Source organism: Pseudomonas sp. WAC2 (genome assembly GCF_030403525.1).
Classification (GTDB): domain Bacteria; phylum Pseudomonadota; class Gammaproteobacteria; order Pseudomonadales; family Pseudomonadaceae; genus Chryseomonas; species Chryseomonas luteola.
Window position 1 is genome coordinate 346,903 of the sequence record NZ_JAUEPD010000002.1, and the last position, 17,755, is coordinate 364,657.

The following is a 17,755-nucleotide window of genomic DNA, read 5'->3' on the forward strand; positions in this document are numbered from 1 at the left end:
AAAGAGTAAGTAGTCCTTTGCTTGAGGAGTCTGTCGATGAATGTCATCAATGCGCGGCTGCGTGGTCAGGAAGGGCTGTTTACTGTGCGTTTGCAAGGCGACCGGATCGCTGCAATCGAATCACAGGTCGCTTTTGTGAGCCCAACCAGCGCTGAAATACTGGATGCGCGAGGCAATCTGGTTATTCCGCCTTTCGTCGAACCGCATATCCATCTGGATGCAGCTCTTACAGCTGGGGAACCGCGGTGGAACATGAGCGGCACGTTATTCGAAGGCATTGAGTGCTGGGGAGAGCGAAAGGCGACTATTACCCACGAAGATACCAAGGCGCGGGCCAAGCAGACCATTAATGCCCTGGCGGTCTACGGTATCCAGCATGTTCGTACCCATGTGGATGTAACCGATGTCAGTCTGGCGGCTTTGAAGGCCATGTTGGAAATTCGGGAAGAAACAAGCCATTTAGTTGACATGCAAATTGTGGCGTTTCCCCAGGAAGGAATCGAATCCTATCCTCAGGGCCGAGAACTGATGGAGGAGGCCATTCGGCTGGGAGCCGACGTGGTTGGCGGAATCCCTCACTTCGAATATACCCGTGAGCAAGGGGTCAGTTCCGTCAAATTTCTGATGGATCTGGCTGAGCGCACAGGTTGTCTGGTGGATGTTCACTGCGATGAGACAGACGATCCCCATTCCCGCTTTCTGGAAGTGTTGGCAGAGGAGGCGCGTAGTCGTGGCATGGGCTCACGTGTCACTGCCAGCCATACTACTGCCATGGGTTCTTATGACAATGCCTACTGTTCAAAGCTGTTTCGTCTGCTGAGTCGTTCAGGTATCAGCTTTATATCGTGCCCCACCGAGAGCATTCACCTGCAAGGTCGCTTCGACACCTTTCCCAAACGGCGTGGCGTAACGCGTGTGAACGAACTGCTGGAGGCCGGTATGAATGTGTGCTTCGGGCAGGACTCTATTGTTGATCCATGGTATCCGCTGGGTAACGGCAACATTCTCAGGGTACTGGAGGCCGGCCTGCATATCTGTCACATGCTCGGTTATGAGCGCCTGCAGCATGCCTTGGATCTAGTGACGGTAAATAGCGCCAACGCCATGCAGCTGGGTGACCGATATGGGCTGGAAGTAGGGCGCCCGGCCAATCTGCTGATCCTGTCAGCCGATTCGGACTATGAAATGATAAGAAGCCAGGGCCTTCCACTGTTTTCTGTCCGTGAGGGCAGGGTGTTAATGAGTCGTCGTCCTGCCGAGGTCAGTCTGGCAGGGTGATAAAACATACGAATTCACTAAATTTTCTAACTCAGGCGAAGGGCTATGCTCAAAAATACACCCTGAGTCAAGTGGCAATGTTCAGGACTTGTGCACAAGCACTAATGCGCTTGTCAAGCGCTTCGCTTAAACAGGCATAAAAATATTTAGAACGGTTATTTAGGTATAAATATATGATTTATAAGGATTTTTTTGATTGGTTAAAAAATGGACAGTTTAACGGAACCCCCCATTTCATCTAGCTTACAGGACATTTCCACCAACTTTTCTACAGAGTTATCCACAGGTTCTGTGGATTAACCCTGTAGACCGCATCACGCTTGGCTTCATCAAAATGCAAGAATTTTTTTGCATTATTTCGATTGGGTTTTTATGACCTATCGACACGGTCGCCCCAAGTCATCTTAAATTCAGATAACGGCTAAGCAATGCGCGTAAGGCGGCTGGCTTTACGGGTTTAGGTAGAAAATCCAGCCCAGCCGAATGCACTTCACTGACACGATCCTGATGTGCATCTGCACTGATCACAATGCCAGGCAACGGCTTATTAAGCCGCGTGCGAAGCCATGCCATTAGTTGAGGTCCGGTATTGCCGTCATCCAGATGGAAGTCCACCAGCGCTATCTGCGGCTCAATACCTTGTGCCAGTAACGCCTCGCATTCCTGCTGATTGCGTGCCGTATAAACCTCGCAGCCCCAGCGGCTAAGGAGGCTCCGCATACCCGTCAGGATGCTTTCCTCGTTATCAACGCAAAATACCGGTGCGCCTCGTAGCGGTTCGCTGGTGTGTTCGCGTGTAGGCTGCAGGACAGGTTCAGATAGAGTTTGAGTCGCGACGGGCACCGAGACACTGAATACACTGCCTTTGCCTGCCCAGGAGCGTACCTCGATACGATGGCCCAGTACCTTGCAGAGACGATCAGCAATAGCCAGTCCCAGGCCCAACCCCTTCTCTGCGCGCGTCTGATGGCTATCGAGTCGCTTGAACTCCTCAAAAATGACCTGACGCTTATCTTCCGGGATACCTGGGCCACGGTCCCATACCTCCAGTGTCACATGATCACCGTGGCGGCGGACACCTAGCAATACATGCCCTCTGGCATAGCGGAAAGCATTGGTCAGAAAGTTCTGCAGGACTCGGCGCAGCAGCTTGACGTCGCTTTCTACTCTCAGGCGACTTCCGCTCAGGTGGAAATCTATGCCTTGTTCTCGCGCCAGGGCACGAAACTCTACGCCCAGCGTATCGAATAGCGTATTGATTGCGAACGTGCCGACCTCCGTATGAACCCGTCCGCTCTCCAGGCGCGAGATATCCAGCAGGTCGGCAATCAGGTCTTCCACGGAGCGCAGGGACGAATCCATGTTGTTAACCAGCTCGCGAGCATCCTTGGGTAACGCATCGTGGTGGGCGAGGGCGGCCGTAAACAGGCGTGCTGCGTTTAGCGGTTGCATCAGATCATGGCTGACGGCAGCGAGAAAGCGTGTTTTGGACTGGTTTGCTGCTTCTGCATGGGCTTTGGCCTCTGTCAGCGCCTGGTTAAGCTGGGAGAGCTCCCGGGTTCGCTCTTCCACGCGCTGCTCCAGCCCTTCGTTGGCTTCACGAAGGGCGCGCTCTGCTTCGCGAAACGCAGTGATGTCGGTAAAGCTCATGACAAAGCCGCGTCCCGGCATGGGTTTGCCACTGAGCTCAATCACCCGGCCATTGGGAAATTGTCGCTCAGATGTATGGGCAATCCCTTGCCGCATTCGATCGACACGTCGTGCTACGTGCTCGTCAGGATCGCCTGGGCCACAGAGGCCCCGTTCTGCGTTATAGCGGATGATTTCGGCGATTGGACGCCCGACCTGGATCATGCCGTCCGGGTAGTCAAACAACTCCAGGTAACGTTGGTTCCAGGCCACTAGCCGAAGGGATTGATCAACAACGCTGATACCTTGAGAAATATTTTCGATAGCGCCCTGCAAAAGCGCGCGGTTGAATTCAAGTACTTCGGACGCTTCGTCGGCAATGCGTACGACATCCTCCACATGCATGTCACGGCCTTCGATGGCAGCCTTTACAACCGCCCGGGCAGAGGAAGCTCCAATCACGCCGGCTAACAGGCGCTCGGTATGGGCAATCCATTCTCCGTTGGCATTCTGGGCCGGATGAAAGGTCAGGCCCGTCTGGTCAGCGAAGCGAATAAAGCTCTGCCGAGCACGTTCATCGCCTACGAAGCGGGCAGCGAGTGCGCGAAGATCCTCCAGCTGCACTGCCAATAGCGACCGGGTATTCAGGCGCGCCGAGGTCATTTGTCCAATGAAACGGCCGGCCTGCCAGTGCTCGGATACTCGCGTCCTGGCCTGATTGGAAACCAGAAAGAAAAGGAGAAAATTTCCTGCCAAGGACAGCAGTACGCCTTGAGTCAGGGGCTTGAAGGGCAGGCCAAACGGATTGGCTGCTAGCCAGGCTAGCCCAGGAAAACGGTCGAGTGGCCAGTTCAAACTTTCTGCCATGACTGGCAGAACCAGGGTATAAGCCCAAAGAAAGGCGCCCGCTGCAAGTCCTGCAAATACACCTCTCCGGTTCGCCTGCTTCCAGTAGAGTGCTCCTACCATGGCCGGACCCAGTTGAGCGATAGCTGCAAAGGCGATCTGCCCGATGGTAGCCAGGCTTGCCGTAGAGCCCAGCAGGCGATAGCAGAGATACGCCAACAGCAGGATCGCCACGATCGCAACACGCCGAATGGTTACTAGCCAGTGGCTGAACACCTCATAGGGGCGCTCTACCTTCTGCTTACGGAATAAGAGGGGCAGCAAAATATCATTGGATAGCATGGTGGATAAGGCCACGCTGGCGACGATCACCATACTGGTAGCGGCCGAAGCGCCACCAATGAAAGCCAGGAGCGCCAGGCTGGGATGCGCCTGTGCCATGGGCAGGCTTATAACAAAGGAGTCAGGTACGACCCCTTTGGGCAGATGCATCTGTCCTGCCAGGGCGATGGGAACAACAAACAGCGCCGCCAAGGCCAAGTAGCAAGGAAATACCCAGCGGGCCAGGTTCAGGTCACGCGCATCCGTATTTTCAACCACCGTGACATGAAACTGTCGTGGCAGACACATGACGGCTGTGAACGCTACTCCGGTTTGCACCAGCAGTGCGGGCCAGTCGAAGGTTTCCTGCCAGTATTTGGACAGCTCGGGCGCAATGCGTGCCTGATCAAACAGGTCATCGAATCCGTCATAAAGTCCATAGGTCACAAAAATCCCTACGGAAAGAAATGCCAGGAGTTTGATCAGCGACTCAAAGGCAATTGCGAGCATCATGCCCCGGTGATGCTCGGTAACATCAAGGTTGCGAGTGCCGAACAGGATGGTAAATACCGCTAATGCCAGCGAGACGATCAAGGCGGTATCCTGTGCACGCATGCCTATTGACTCGGCCCCTACACCGGTCAGCAGATTAACGCCCATGACAATGCCTTTGAGCTGCAGGGAGATATAAGGCAGCACGCCTACCAGGCAGATCAGCGTAACCACAACCGCCAGCGCCCGCGATTTTCCATAGCGGGAGGCAATGAAGTCGGCAATGGAAGTAATGTTTTCCTGCTTGCTGATCATGATCATTTTCTTGATCAGACGTGGCATGAATAGCAGGAGCAGGATAGGCCCTAGGTAAATCGGCAGAAAGGACCAAAGTTGGTCGGCCGCCTGTCCAACGGCGCCAAAGAATGTCCAGCTGGTGCAATATACCGCAAGCGACAGGCTGTAAACCCAGGCGCGTAACTTGGGTGGCAACGGCGTTTTACGTCTGTCGCCATAAAAGGCAATCGCAAAGAGCACCGCCATGTAGAGTAGGGCAACGGCGGCGATCAGTCCGCTGGATAGGGTCATGCGAACTCCTGTGGAATTTTGTTGTGCAGGGCCTTTTATAGGTGATTGGCCCTAGGCCTTCCGCTGCCAGATAGATTAGAAAGAGCTCGTCTCGAGTAGTGGGAATACCTAGGGACTATTCTAATGCGCTCGTTGGGGAGCATGGCAGGCTTTATAAGTGTCTCATCAAAGCGACTGCTCCAAGGTCACTGAGACCAATGTCGCAGGTTTGGTTGAGCCGAGGGCTTCAGCCTGTTAGCGTGTCGCAGTGTTATCAAGGAGAGTGGCGCCATGTTCGAAGCGCATCCCATTACCTTGCAGCGCGGTGCTCTTCGTTTAGAGCCTATGGTGGAAAGCGACGTACTGGAACTGGTCAGCCTGGCTGATCTCAACCGGGACGAGTTGCATTACCTGAGCGGTCCACTAAGACCGGACTGGTATAGGCACGCCATTGCCGAGCAGCGTGAAGGCAAAACTATCCCTTTTACCATCAGGCTGGCTGACAAGCTGGTGGGTACCACTCGCTTTTCAGAGTTTCTGCCTGCGCTACCTGCCGCTGAAATTGGCTGGACCTGGCTGGATCGGGAGCAGCATGGCAGTGGATTGAATGCCAACATCAAATACCTCCTGCTGCGTCATGCGTTCGAGAACTGGCATCTGGTACGTGTACAACTCAAGACGGCAGCCAGTAATCTGCGTGCGCAACGCGCCATTGAAAAGCTAGGGGCTGTACGTGAAGGGCTGTTACGTAACCATCGACGTTTGGCCGACGGTCGGCTTGATGATACCGTCATGTACAGTATTACCGACCGTGAGTGGCCGACGGTAAAAGCCAGTCTTGAAGCTTCTTTTTCCTAAGGCTATCCGGCTATAACGATGTTTGACTGACGTACGATGTAACGCGGTTGTTATCTCGGGCTGCAAGGATGGCTGTGGCCGTTCCGGTTTCCTTCTTCGAATAGGACCTCGTTCGATGTCCTTACAATTCGCTCTGTTGAAAAAACGGCGCTTCCTACCGTTTTTCGTAACACAGTCCCTTAGCGCCTTTAATGACAACGTATATAAGCAGTCATTGATTCTGGCGGTGCTGTTTCACTTGAGCGTTACCGGTGACAGGCTGTTGCTGGTCAACCTGTGCGCCTTGCTGTTTATTCTTCCGTTCCTGCTGTTTTCAGCGTTAGGCGGACAGTTAGGCGAAAAATATGACAAGGCGCGGCTCATGCGATGGCTGAAAGGCTCGGAAATCGTCATGTTGCTGTTAGGCAGTCTAGGCTTTTGGCTTAACAGCCTGCCACTGTTGTTATTTGTCCTGTTTGCCATGGGTACACGCTCGGCGCTCTTCGGACCTTCCAAGTACTCAATTTTGCCCCAGCATCTCGAGTCTCGAGAGTTAATGGGCGGTAACGCGTTGGTGGAGATGGGCACATTCCTGGCCATTCTGGGCGGGACGATAGGGGCAGGGGCCTTGCTCTCTCTCCCGGATTATTCCCAGGCCGTAGCCATAAGCGTCGTATTGATCGCTCTGGCTGGTTTTCTGGCCAGCCTAGGTATTCCATCCGCGCCGGCCGCTATCTCGCACCTGAGGTTGGACTGGAATATTTTCCGGCAAACATGGGTGATCTTGCGTATGGGGCTGGGGCAGGCGCCCTCGGTCTCTCGTTCTCTGCTGGGCAATTCCTGGTTCTGGTTTGTGGGTGCGGTATACCTTACCCAGATACCAGCCTATGCCAAGGACTACCTGCACGGTCAGGAAAGCATGGTTTCGCTGATCCTTACCTTGTTCTCGGTAGGCATTGCGCTGGGCTCTCTTCTATGTGGTCGGTTGTCCAAGGGGCATGTTGAGGCAGGTATTGTTCCGCTGGGTGCGCTGGGGTTATCTGTCTTCAGCGTCTTGCTCTATGCCGTCACGCCTGACATGGCCGCTATCACAGGGTCTTATGGCGGATGGGCAGCGCTGAAAGAATTTTCCATGTGGCCAGCGCTTGGGTGTATTCTGGGACTGGGGATCTCTGGCGGATTTTATATCGTTCCGCTCTATGCGCTGATTCAGGCGCGCACGCCACAGGAGGAGCGCTCTCGGGTTATCGCTGCCACCAATATTCTCAATGCGCTCCTAATGGTCTGCTCGGCCCTTATCACTATGCTGCTTTTGTCTGTATTCGAGATGACAGTTCCGGAGCTGTTTCTGGCGGTTGCGTTGATGAATATAGGCGTCAATGCCTTCCTGTTTGCAAGCGTGCCAGAATTCCTGATGCGCTTTCGCGCCGTGATAGGTGGTGGAGACCCTACGCGCAGCATCCGCGACTAGGCGCTAATGGCTCAGTTTAAGCCCGATCAAGCCACATAAAATAAGCAGCACACTGAGCAGACGGATCGGACTGACGCTTTCGCCAAATAGAATAATGCCAGCAATCACCGTTCCTACTGCGCCAATACCCGTCCATATGGCATAGGCTGTACCAAGAGGAAGCTGCTTAACGGCCATGCCCAAGAGGCTTAGACTGGTCAGCATGGCGGCTGCCGTCAGGACAGTAGGAAGGGGGCGAGTAAAGCCTTCAGTGTATTTGAGGCCTATAGCCCAGCCTATTTCAAACAGGCCAGCCAGAAAAAGAATAATCCAGGACATAAAGATTCCAGGGTTGGTAAAGCGGGGCCGTCCCCGGATAGTTTCAGACGATGGGGTCGTCCCCTTCGCGAACCGATGCGCTCTTGCCAAGCCCGAGCGCGCCGGTTTCGTTACATGCTCACTCTTTTGCAGAGGACTCGTCATTCAAGCGACGGAACCATGTGGCCAGCAGCGCTCCAGAAATATTATGCCAGACGCTGAACAAGGCACTGGGCACAGCCGCAAGAGGGGAGAAATGTGCTGTTGCCAGTGCTGCGCCCAGTCCCGAATTCTGCATACCGACCTCGATAGCCAGCGTCTTGCGCTGCGCCAGAGGTAGCCCAAACACTTTTCCGGCCAAATAGCCAAGCATCAGTCCCAATGTGTTATGCAGTACGACCACAGCCATAATCAAAAATCCTGACTCTGCAATTTTCGCCTGGCTGACAGCCACAACGGCCGCCACAATCAGCACGATGCTGATAACCGAGACCAGGGGCAACACCTCAACCGCTGCCCGTACCTTTGACCCCAGGAAGCGTTGGGCAACTAGCCCCAGCACAATCGGGAGGATAACGACCTGGACAATGGATAGAAAAAGGGCTGAGAACTTGACTGGTAGCCAGGCCGAAGCCAATAGCCAGATCAATGTAGGGGTCACCAACGGGGCCAGAAGGGTAGTGACGGCAGTGATGCCAACAGACAGTGCGACGTCCCCGCGTGAAAACCAGGTGATGACATTGGACGCCGTACCGCCAGGGCAACAACCCACAAGAATAACGCCTACCGCAATTTCCGGCGGCAATTGCATGACAAGACAAAGCAGCCACGCCATGCCGGGCATAATGATAAATTGAGCGATTACACCTAGAAGAACCCTAAGAGGTTTGCGAAAGACCTCCTTGAAATCCTCAGCTTTGAGCGTGAGCCCCATGCCGAACATGATCAGGCCCAGTAAGGGGACGATAGCTGGCGTTAAGGAACGAAACCCTTCAGGCCATATAAAGGCTAGAACAGCCGCCAGCAGGACCCACAAGGCAAAGGTATTGCCTGCAAAGCGGCTTAAAGCTGCGAGAGCGCCCATGATTATCCTTATAAAAATATGAGCCTTGGAAGTTGGGCGGCGCCCCGAGGCGCCGCACCTGATTAGAGCCCCTGCGGAATTTCTTCTCCACCCAGCGCTTCGACCAGCGACGGAATAAATTCGGCAAAGGTCATCATCATTAGAGTAAAGGTAGCATCCAGCTGCGCCATGGCATCATCGCCGCCATCCTGCTCGGCCTGCTCTTGAAGCAAGTCCTCAAAGCGCAGACGCTTGAGCGCGACCTTGTCATCGATCAACAGCGACAGCTTGTCCTGCCAGGCCAGGGCCAGCTTGGTCACCAGCTTGCCTGCGCCCAGGTGATTCTGAATTTCCTCACTGGTCAAGTCTTGCCCTTTACAGCGGACAACACCGCCATCCTCGTGACTATCGCGTAGCTCGCACTCATCCAACAGATGGAAATCGTTCGTGGCTGCTTGAGACTTGACCCAATCTGTAAAGGTTGCAGTCGGTGCCTGCTTGACCGACATCGGACGTACCGGAAGGGAGCCCAGCGCTTCACGAAGGGTGGAAAGCAAATCTTCTGCGCGCTTTGCACTAGAGGCATCTACCAGAATCCAGCCCTGCTTGGGCGCGATTGCTGCAAAGGTAGTCTGGCGGCGAATGAAGGCCCGTGGCAGCAGACTCATGACAATTTCGTCCTTTATCTGGTCACGCTCCTTTTTGTAAACCTTGCGCATCTGCTGTGCTTCGATTTCATCAACTTTTTCCTGCACGGCATCTTTTACTACGCTGCCGGGCAGAATGCGCTCTTCCTTGCGAGCTGCGATCAGAAAGAAATCCTGGCTGACATGTACCAGAGGAGCGTCTTCTCCCTTGCCGAAAGGAGCAACGAAACCGTAAGTGGTCAGTTCCTGGCTGGCGCAGGGACGTGCAGGTTTGCTGGCCAACGCGGTTTCCAGGGCCTCGGCTTCGAGTGATAAATCCTGGGTAAGACGATAAATAAGAAGATTACGAAACCACATGGCGTGACGATTCCCCAAAAAACGAAGCGCGCATTATTCCGCTGCCATGCTTCCAAGGCCAACCCCCAATTGATCATTGGCAACGATTAAAGGGTTTTAATGACAAACAGGCCGCTTTTTGGGATGTAACGATACGGTCCTGCCTGCAAGGGCAGACCCGGGAAATGATCCAAAGGCTTGGAAATAAAGGAAAAGAACCTAAGCCTTTGGATCATTTGAAATTTTTTTCACTTGGGGGCTTGCCAGCCTATAAAACCGTCCGTAGAATGCGCCCCACTTCGAGAGCAAACGCTTACGAAAGTTAAGTGGGTGATTAGCTCAGCTGGGAGAGCATCTGCCTTACAAGCAGAGGGTCGGCGGTTCGATCCCGTCATCACCCACCACTCTTGAAGTTACGCGCAGCGGTAGTTCAGTCGGTTAGAATACCGGCCTGTCACGCCGGGGGTCGCGGGTTCGAGTCCCGTCCGCTGCGCCATTTTTGCTTCATCTTGGGTTGCTTGATTGGGTTTTAAATCCTCTTGATGAACCCAGGAAGAACACTAGCGAAAGCTACGTGGGTGATTAGCTCAGCTGGGAGAGCATCTGCCTTACAAGCAGAGGGTCGGCGGTTCGATCCCGTCATCACCCACCATTTTGCGATATACGCAGCGGTAGTTCAGTCGGTTAGAATACCGGCCTGTCACGCCGGGGGTCGCGGGTTCGAGTCCCGTCCGCTGCGCCATATTAAGTTTATCGGGCCCACTGAACTCCCGATAAATTACGAAAAAGCGGCCTTGCGCCGCTTTTTTCGTGTCTACAGGTTTATTCCCTTTCTAGCGGCTGTTTTCCGCTTCTATTAAGCATTCTTTGCTGGAAGTTCTTTGTACAGTTAGTTTCTTTTAAAGATGTCTAGTCCGTATGTTCAGGGTTGTTTGATACGTCACGGACACAGACTGCTTTGTATTCAGTCACTATTCAGCGCTGAACTTATAAGCTACTAACTATTCTTATCATGCCGTAGCCAGTGGCAGTTAGGCCCTGATAAGCTCGCGGTTTTATCGAACGCGCTTCGCGCACGGACAAGGAAACAGCATGAAACAGCACCGGTTGGCAGCAGCAGTGGCCCTCGTTGGCCTGGTTCTCAGCGGCTGCGACTCACAATCACAATCCAAGGTTAATCTTGAAACTCCAGCTCAGAAAGCGTCCTACGGCATCGGCTTGAACATGGGTAAAAGCCTTGCTCAGGAAGGCATCGATGACCTGGATTCAAAAGCAGTGGCTTTGGGTATTGAAGATGCTGTGGGCAAGAAAGAGCAGAAGCTTACCGATGATCAGCTAAGAGATGCGTTTGCCGATCTGCAGAAGCGTGCAGAAGAGCGCATGACCAAGCTCAGCGAAGACAATGCCAAAGCAGGCAAGGATTTCCTGGAAAAAAATGGCAAGCGCGAGGGTGTTGTCACAACGGCTTCCGGTTTGCAGTATGAAGTGGTCAAGAAGGCAGATGGTCCGCAGCCCAAGCCGAATGATGTAGTGACAGTTCACTACGAAGGCCGTCTTGTTGATGGTACTGTATTCGACAGTTCCATCAAGCGTGGCAGCCCGATTGATTTGCCGGTGAGTGGCGTGATTCCGGGTTGGGTTGAAGCGCTTCAGCTCATGCATGTAGGTGAAAAGTACAAGCTGTACATTCCCAGCGAACTGGCCTACGGCGCGCAGAGCCCAAGCCCTGCCATTCCTGCCAACTCCGTTCTTGTCTTTGACCTGGAGCTGCTAGGTATCAAGGATCCAAGCGCTCAGGGCGACAATGGCCTGACGCAAGAGCCATCCGACGAGTCGGACGCTGCACAAGAGCAGGATACTTCCAAGAAGTAACACGCCGCTCTATTAAAAAGCCCCGTTCACACGGGGCTTTTTTGTTTTAGGAAACCTGTTTGTGAGGACGATGCTCTAATCTAGGTGGTTATTTACCTATTCGCCAAACGCTCTATCAGACTGCCTTTGCGAGGCGGGGAGATCTCATGAAGCCACCCGTTGGATTTGATCGTTATCTGAGGCTTGCCCAACGTTTTCTTGTTCGGGGGCGCTTACCGGCACTGTTATTGGCCGTCGGGCGTAAGCTGGCCAAGCGAGATTTTCGGTTGGGTGCCGCCAAGGATACCTTGGGGCTCTTCCATTCCCTACTGCTGGCCTGGTGGCGTGGAGAATATCGGGGTATCAGTCGGCAGGCACTCTTGTCGGTGGTCGCAGCACTTGCTTATTTCCTTTCGCCTGTTGATCTGATCCCTGACTGGATGCTTACCTTTGGCTTCATTGATGATCTGGCAGTGCTGGCGTGGGTGAGCAAAACCTGGCAGAGCGAGCTTGATACCTTTCGCGCCTGGAGAGATGCCCAGCCCGTAGCGGTGCAAAAGTCGCTATCGGCTCCGCCGCTTCCTCATGAGAAACCCGCTGAGGGCGTTATAGTGGTTGAGCGGGCATGAGCCTGGGTGGCGAGAGGTGCTTGCACATCGGAACAGGATAAGCTGTGCTGTTATAGTAACCTTTCGTTGAATTCAGGTTTGTATTGTGGCGTTACAGATCAGTCGTACCCATTGGCAGGCGTTGCTGGCCGAGTTGGAAGAAGCTCGTTGCCAGCGGCACTTGGTAACCTATCGCTCGCTGATCGAGCGTCTACAGTTACCGACGCCCGCCATGGCGACACTGACTGCTGCCCTTGAACACCTGATAGCGCTGGATGCCCGTCAGGGTGTGCCGTTGCGCAGCGCATTAGTGGTCAGCCAGGGTGCGAGCCGGCTGCCGCGTCCTGGTTTCTTTGAATGCGCCCAGCGAGTCGGGCGCTTCAACGGCGAGGTGGATGGTATAGAGGCGGCTGCCTGGCATGCATCTGAAGTCACGCGTGTATTCGAGTACAACTTTTCCTCAGATAAGTAACTCAGGCCGTTTCGGCCATCAGGTGCAAGCTATAGCCGGGAATGGTTTTGGCCTGAGCCTTGGCGCTTTCCGCCAGTTTAAGCAGTTGGCGGGCATCGCGTGACGTTCGACTTTCTGCCGTAACCCTTACTACCCCAAGAGATAGAGATAGCAGCGGATACTCGCGTCGGTAGCCTTCATGATCTTCTGCTATCAGGCAGCCTGCATCCAGGTGCTCCGGTGCGTAAAAGCGACGGCAGCGACTCTGGAAAGTCTCCATGAGTCGAGTCAGCCGTGCTCGCCAGTCCATGGAGCGCAGGACGATTATAAAGTTGTCATCGCCGTAGTGACCGATGAAGTCCTGGGTGCGCTCCATACTTTCTGTCAAGGCCTGTGCCAGGCACAGCAGCACTTCGTCTCCCTTGGCATATCCATAAATCTCATTGAAGGGCGTAAAGCTGTCGATATCAAGGTGACACAGGGTGGCGTTTTGGTTGCGCTCCAGTAACTGGCTCAGACAATGATGAATCGGCACGCTGCCGGGCAGGCCTGTCAGAGGATTGGCATGCCGTGCTTCCTGAATCTTCTGTTCAGTAATCAGTTGGAGAAGATCAACCACACGACCCATGCCGACATATTGGCCTTGATCAACAATAATGAAGTCTTCTTCTACCCGCTGCTTGGCGCGCTGGGTGAGTAGTCGGCTGACGTGAAGAGGAGATTGGCTCTTCTCCACACATAGAAAATCCAGATGCATAAGCCGCGTAATGGGCTTGCGACCAAACAGGTCCGGCGCAAAGGGCTTACGCAGGGCTTCTGCAAGGGCATAATGGTGGACGATGCCGACAGGCGCACCGTGTTCATCAAGCACGGCCAGGGAGTTAAAGCTGGGTTTGTCGTGGAAAAGCTGCATGACGGCAGGTATCAGCGTCTGCTCCTGGATGGCAGGCCGCTCAAGTAACATGGATGTCAGGCCTGTATCGCCCTCTGTAAGGCTTTTGGGGCGTGTCTCCAGGCGAGGCATGATCTCGCGTGCTTCCCGCGGGGGATTCGCTTCAGGACGACTTAGAAGGTAACCCTGAACCAGATCAATGCCCATTTCGGCCAGTACGACCAGCTCCTCATGCAGCTCAATGCCTTCAGCAACCACCACGGCGTTGGACGCCCTGGCCATTTGAAGGATGGAGCCTACAAATTCCCGTTTGACGCCATCACGATGGATACCATCGATGAAATGACGATCGATCTTCACGTAGTCCGGGCGCAGCTCGGACCACAGGCGCAGGCTGGAATATCCGGCCCCCAGGTCATCCAGAGCAATCGAAAAGCCCATTGCGCGATAGTAGTGCAAGGCGGTATCAAGCAGGCCCAGATCGTCGGTTGGGGCCTGTTCGGTCAGCTCGATGACGATTCGGTTAGCAGGGATACCCAGACGCTGTAGCAATTTCAGGGTGCGGCCCTGCTCGTGACTGTTCTCAAGAAGTGATTCGGGGGAAATGTTAAGGAAGAGCTTACCTTCAAGGCCCAGATCACGGAAACCCGTACATGCCTGGGTGCGACAGGCCATTTCCAGCTCGGACAGACGCTGTGCCGTACGAGCAATGGCGAACAGGGGAAGCGGGGAGTGCAGAGGACTGTTGGAAGGCCCACGGCTAAGTGCTTCATAGCCAATGATGCGGCGTTCGCTCAAGGAAACGATAGGTTGGAAAAGGCTGTGTATATCACTTCGAGCCAGTATCTGCTCAAGCGCGCTCAACTGTTCGTTGACGGTCATCTATCTTGGTCCTGAATAAACAAAGCCAGCGATAAGCTGGCCTTGTTCATTTCACGACAGTTCGATGACTATTTGATGACGGCAATCAGTGAGACGGACCACCGTGACTCAAGTCCAGATAGTCGAGCAGGATCTGACCACTCTCCATCAGGTAGGCATCGTCTTGAGGTTTGGTCTTTTCGTCGTTGTTGGCGGCAGCAATAGCGTCGTCATCAACTTTTTTCAGTTCCTTGAGGGGTTCCTCACCTTTAGCTACCCGACGCTCGTTCTCGATTGCCAGCTGGCGCTTGTCGAGGGCGTCCTGCTCGGCGCGACGCTTCTGCTCGTTCAGGCTGACCGTCGTATCCTTCATGACATCCTGTGCAAACTGAAGGCGTTCACGAGCAAAGACAAAGTCCGGGTTGGTCTTGGTGCGGGTATCGTGACGGTTGATCAGCTCAGGCAGATACGGCTTGAACGGATTGTTCTCTACCTCAAGAACCGGACGGATCGTATCCCATGGCATGGAGTTGGGTAGCGCGCTTTCGCCGATCTCCTTGTTATCTACGATATCCGGATAGCTGATATCCGGGATAACGCCCTGATGCTGGGTACTTTGTCCTGAAACGCGATAGAACTTGGCCAGGGTCAGCTTCAGTTCACCGTGATTTAGAGGCTGTATGGTTTGAACAGTGCCTTTGCCGAAGGTCTGTCCACCCACGATCAAGGCACGGTGATAATCCTGCATGGCACCCGCAAAGATTTCCGAAGCCGAGGCCGAGAGGCGGTTGACCAGCACGGTCATGGGACCTGTGTAGAAAGCATCGCCTTCATCGTCAGCCAACACGTCTACCTTGCCGTCGCTGTTGCGTACCAGCACCGTTGGGCCCTGGTCAATGAACAAACCTGTCAGCTCGGTTGCTTCCTGTAGGGAGCCTCCACCATTGTTGCGTAGGTCGATGACAATACCGTCGACTTTCTCGTTTTTCAGCTCACCGATCAGCTTGCGCACGTCACGGGTAGTGCTCTTGTAATTCGGGTCACCGGCGCGATAAGCCTTGAAGTCCAAGTAGAAAGCAGGCACATCGACTACACCCAGCTTGTAGGTCTTGCCGTTGTGAGGCACGTCAATGATGTGTTTCTGGGCTGCCTGTTCTTCAAGCTTTACTGCTTCACGTGTAATCGAGACGACCTTTGTGGTCTGATCATTCGGCGGATTGCTCGAAGGGATGACTTCCAGGCGAACAACGGAGCCCTTGGCGCCGCGGATCTTCTTGACGACCTCGTCCAGACGCCAGCCGACGACGTCGACCATTTCGCCGTCTTTGCCTTGCGCTACCCCCACGATCTTGTCAGCGGGTGCGAGCTGCTTGCTCTTGTCGGCGGGACCGGCTGGTACCAGACGAACGATCTGTACGTAATCGTTATCGCTTTGCAGTACCGCACCGATGCCTTCAAGGGAAAGGCTCATGTTGATGTCGAAATTCTCTGCGCTTTCAGGCGAGAGGTACTGCGTGTGCGGATCGTATGTTTGGGCGAAGGCGTTGATGTAGGCCTGGAAGATGTCTTCGCTGCGAGTCTGTTTCAGGCGCGCCAACTGATTGCGATAGCGCTTCTGCAGCTGCTCCTTGATGGCAGCATCGTCCTTGCCACCCAGTTTCAGACGCAGCACTTCATCTTTGAGCTTCTTGTGCCACAGATCATCCAGTGCGGCAGTATTGGTCGGCCAGGGCGCCTTTTCGCGGTTGACGTCAAACGTTTCGTCTGCCGCAAAATTCAGCTGGGGAATGCCTTTGTCCAGCAAGCCCAGTGTGTAGTCGAGGCGTTCCTTCACACGGTCCAGGTAACGCTTGTAGATCGTGAAGCCTGGATTCAGGTCGCCCTGCTTGAGCAGATCGTCGAAGCGAGTCCGCCATGCGTCAAACTCGGCGATATCGGCTGCGTTGAAATACAGTCGATTGGGATCAAGCATCTTGAGATAGCTGTCATAGATCTTTATCGAGCGTTCATCGTTAAGCGGCGGCTTGCTGTAGTGATGGCGCTTGAGCAGCTCTACCACATTGAGACTTGCCACGACTTGATCGCGGTCTGGTTTGAGACCGTCCCAGACGTTTGGGCTCGCTGTTTTGGCTGCCAGCGGAAGAGCGCTGACACCGAGGATGAACAGGAGGGCGGTACGGGGGAGAAGCTGCTTCATGCTTGATTCGACTAGAGTACGGGTAATAACGCTATAGGCCGTACTTGACCGTTCCGGTTCCCCGCAACAGTCAAGTACGCTGTTAAAGGTCAAAAGCTAGCTCACTATGGAGGCACCGTGAACGCATTGCAAGGTATTGAAGGTCAGCTTGAGTGGCAACAGCTGACAAGTCCTGCTCTTTCCGCAGGTGAAATTCGCATCCAGGTCGCCGCGGCCGGGCTTAATCGCGCCGATCTTCTTCAATTGGCCGGTAACTATCCGCCACCGCCTGGAGCGCCGCAAACCCTGGGTCTGGAGTGTTCCGGTGTTGTGGTCGAAGTTGGGGAGGGAGCCAATTGGAACGTCGGAGATCGTGTCTGTGCTCTGCTGGCCGGTGGTGGTATGGCCAGCGAAGTCGTGGTGAATGCTCAGCATGCGATTCCGGTTCCCGAAGGGCTGTCGATGGCTGAGGCAGCAGCGCTACCTGAGGTCTGGGCAACGGCCTGGTGCAATCTTTTCGAATTGGCAGCCTTGCGACCTGGCGAGAAAGTACTCTTGCACGCAGGGGCCAGCGGCGTAGGTTCTGCCGCCATTCAACTCTGTAAGGCTTTTGGTAATCCTTGCTGGGTCAGCGTAGGTTCGGCCGAGCGGCTGGACTATTGCATTTCGCTGGGTGCCGAAGGGGGCGTTGATCGGCACCAGGGGCTGGAAGGGCTGCGTGACTTCGGGCCATTCGACGTGATCCTTGATCCGGTAGGCGCAAGCTACGCCGAACTTAATCTGGATGTGCTGCGCCGTGACGGGCGGTGGGTACTGATTGGCCTGATGAGTGGTCGAGAGGCGCAGTTCGATCTGGCAAAGGTGTTGAGCAAGCGCATTAGCCTGATCGGTTCTACGCTGCGTAACCGCGATACGGCGTTCAAAGCCCGATTGATGGCAGAGCTGGCTGCACGGGTCTGGCCGTTGTTTACTGAAGGCAAGCTCAAGCCGAACCTGGAGCGAAAATTTGCTGCCAAGGATGCCGAGGCGGCGTTTGCGGCACTGTCGAGCAACAAGGTGAACGGTAAGGTCGTGATGATCCTCGATGACAGCCTGATCTGATGTCGAGGCTGGCCATGCCGGCATGGCCAGC

12 protein-coding genes, 4 tRNA genes and 1 pseudogene are annotated in these 17,755 nt (G+C 54.5%); 11 read left to right on the forward strand and 6 right to left on the reverse strand.

The features are described 5' to 3' along the window. Positions 1-36 precede the first annotated feature (36 nt). On the forward strand, positions 37-1,278 hold the full coding sequence (gene codA / locus QWJ10_RS05775) for a cytosine deaminase (protein WP_289924705.1): 1,242 nt from the start codon (positions 37-39) through the stop codon (positions 1,276-1,278). 399 nt (positions 1,279-1,677) lie between these two features. Here the strand turns inward: codA and QWJ10_RS05780 are convergent, their stop codons facing one another. Next, positions 1,678-5,154, reverse strand: a complete 3,477-nt coding sequence (locus QWJ10_RS05780) for a hybrid sensor histidine kinase/response regulator (protein ID WP_289924707.1) — start codon at positions 5,152-5,154, stop codon at positions 1,678-1,680. Between the two features lie 270 nt (positions 5,155-5,424). Here QWJ10_RS05780 and QWJ10_RS05785 point away from each other — a divergent pair, with 270 nt between their 5' ends. Both QWJ10_RS05785 and QWJ10_RS05790 read left to right on the forward strand, forming a co-directional pair. Next, complete coding sequence (locus QWJ10_RS05785; protein WP_010795150.1) at positions 5,425-5,991, forward strand: GNAT family protein; 567 nt, start codon at positions 5,425-5,427, stop codon at positions 5,989-5,991. A gap of 115 nt (positions 5,992-6,106) precedes the next feature. Further along, positions 6,107-7,393 (forward strand): annotated as a pseudogene (locus QWJ10_RS05790) (MFS transporter); the annotation flags it as partial. 51 nt (positions 7,394-7,444) lie between these two features. On the opposite strand, the gene sugE reads toward QWJ10_RS05790, so the two are convergent. The 3 genes from sugE to rdgC all read right to left on the reverse strand — a co-directional run bounded on the left by sugE (position 7,445) and on the right by rdgC (position 9,805). Next, a complete protein-coding gene (gene sugE, locus QWJ10_RS05795) occupies positions 7,445-7,759 on the reverse strand; it encodes a quaternary ammonium compound efflux SMR transporter SugE (RefSeq protein WP_197871096.1) in 315 nt (104 codons plus the stop codon). A gap of 118 nt (positions 7,760-7,877) precedes the next feature. Then, the gene (locus tag QWJ10_RS05800) at positions 7,878-8,822 is read right to left on the reverse strand and encodes a bile acid:sodium symporter family protein (RefSeq protein ID WP_010795147.1); all 945 of its coding nucleotides are present in this window, start codon (positions 8,820-8,822) and stop codon (positions 7,878-7,880) included. Positions 8,823-8,884: 62 nt separating this feature from the next. Next, complete coding sequence (gene rdgC, locus QWJ10_RS05805) at positions 8,885-9,805, reverse strand: recombination-associated protein RdgC (RefSeq protein ID WP_019367173.1); 921 nt, start codon at positions 9,803-9,805, stop codon at positions 8,885-8,887. 307 nt (positions 9,806-10,112) lie between these two features. Here rdgC and QWJ10_RS05810 point away from each other — a divergent pair. The 7 genes from QWJ10_RS05810 (at position 10,113) to QWJ10_RS05840 (ending at position 12,715) form a co-directional block, all read left to right on the forward strand. Further along, positions 10,113-10,188 (forward strand) — tRNA-Val (locus QWJ10_RS05810). A gap of 15 nt (positions 10,189-10,203) precedes the next feature. Further along, positions 10,204-10,280, forward strand: a tRNA-Asp gene (locus QWJ10_RS05815). A gap of 80 nt (positions 10,281-10,360) precedes the next feature. Next, positions 10,361-10,436, forward strand: a tRNA-Val gene (locus tag QWJ10_RS05820). Positions 10,437-10,449: 13 nt separating this feature from the next. Further along, a tRNA-Asp gene (locus QWJ10_RS05825) sits at positions 10,450-10,526 on the forward strand. Positions 10,527-10,876: 350 nt separating this feature from the next. Continuing rightward, on the forward strand, positions 10,877-11,656 hold the full coding sequence (locus tag QWJ10_RS05830) for an FKBP-type peptidyl-prolyl cis-trans isomerase (protein WP_010795145.1): 780 nt from the start codon (positions 10,877-10,879) through the stop codon (positions 11,654-11,656). A 146-nt stretch (positions 11,657-11,802) separates the two neighbouring features. After that, positions 11,803-12,264 (forward strand): DUF1232 domain-containing protein, encoded by a 462-nt coding sequence (locus QWJ10_RS05835; RefSeq protein WP_289924711.1) that lies wholly within the window; start codon positions 11,803-11,805, stop codon positions 12,262-12,264. 85 nt (positions 12,265-12,349) lie between these two features. Beyond that, positions 12,350-12,715: a hypothetical protein gene (locus QWJ10_RS05840; protein ID WP_289924712.1), complete on the forward strand. Its 366-nt coding sequence runs from the start codon at positions 12,350-12,352 to the stop codon at positions 12,713-12,715. 1 nt (position 12,716) lies between these two features. Here the strand turns inward: QWJ10_RS05840 and QWJ10_RS05845 are convergent, their stop codons facing one another. Together QWJ10_RS05845 and QWJ10_RS05850 are read right to left on the reverse strand one after the other, a co-directional pair. Next, on the reverse strand, positions 12,717-14,468 hold the full coding sequence (locus QWJ10_RS05845) for a bifunctional diguanylate cyclase/phosphodiesterase (protein WP_289924715.1): 1,752 nt from the start codon (positions 14,466-14,468) through the stop codon (positions 12,717-12,719). A gap of 85 nt (positions 14,469-14,553) precedes the next feature. Next, positions 14,554-16,644: a carboxy terminal-processing peptidase gene (locus tag QWJ10_RS05850; RefSeq protein WP_037029645.1), complete on the reverse strand. Its 2,091-nt coding sequence runs from the start codon at positions 16,642-16,644 to the stop codon at positions 14,554-14,556. A 117-nt stretch (positions 16,645-16,761) separates the two neighbouring features. Between QWJ10_RS05850 and QWJ10_RS05855 the strand changes: the two genes are divergently transcribed. Beyond that, entirely contained in the window at positions 16,762-17,724 is a 963-nt protein-coding gene (locus QWJ10_RS05855; protein ID WP_019367160.1) for an NAD(P)H-quinone oxidoreductase, read from the forward strand. The last annotated feature ends 31 nt before the right edge of the window (positions 17,725-17,755 follow it).

Coding starts and splice junctions, on each gene's coding strand:
- QWJ10_RS05785 (WP_010795150.1), top strand. CDS start 5,425: ATGTTCGAAGCGCATCCCATTACCTTGCAGCGCGGTGCTCTTCGTTTA.
- QWJ10_RS05845 (WP_289924715.1), bottom strand. CDS start 14,468: ATGACCGTCAACGAACAGTTGAGCGCGCTTGAGCAGATACTGGCTCGA.
- QWJ10_RS05830 (WP_010795145.1), top strand. CDS start 10,877: ATGAAACAGCACCGGTTGGCAGCAGCAGTGGCCCTCGTTGGCCTGGTT.
- sugE (WP_197871096.1), bottom strand. CDS start 7,759: ATGTCCTGGATTATTCTTTTTCTGGCTGGCCTGTTTGAAATAGGCTGG.
- QWJ10_RS05780 (WP_289924707.1), bottom strand. CDS start 5,154: ATGACCCTATCCAGCGGACTGATCGCCGCCGTTGCCCTACTCTACATG.
- rdgC (WP_019367173.1), bottom strand. CDS start 9,805: ATGTGGTTTCGTAATCTTCTTATTTATCGTCTTACCCAGGATTTATCA.
- QWJ10_RS05850 (WP_037029645.1), bottom strand. CDS start 16,644: ATGAAGCAGCTTCTCCCCCGTACCGCCCTCCTGTTCATCCTCGGTGTC.
- codA (WP_289924705.1), top strand. CDS start 37: ATGAATGTCATCAATGCGCGGCTGCGTGGTCAGGAAGGGCTGTTTACT.
- QWJ10_RS05800 (WP_010795147.1), bottom strand. CDS start 8,822: ATGGGCGCTCTCGCAGCTTTAAGCCGCTTTGCAGGCAATACCTTTGCC.
- QWJ10_RS05835 (WP_289924711.1), top strand. CDS start 11,803: ATGAAGCCACCCGTTGGATTTGATCGTTATCTGAGGCTTGCCCAACGT.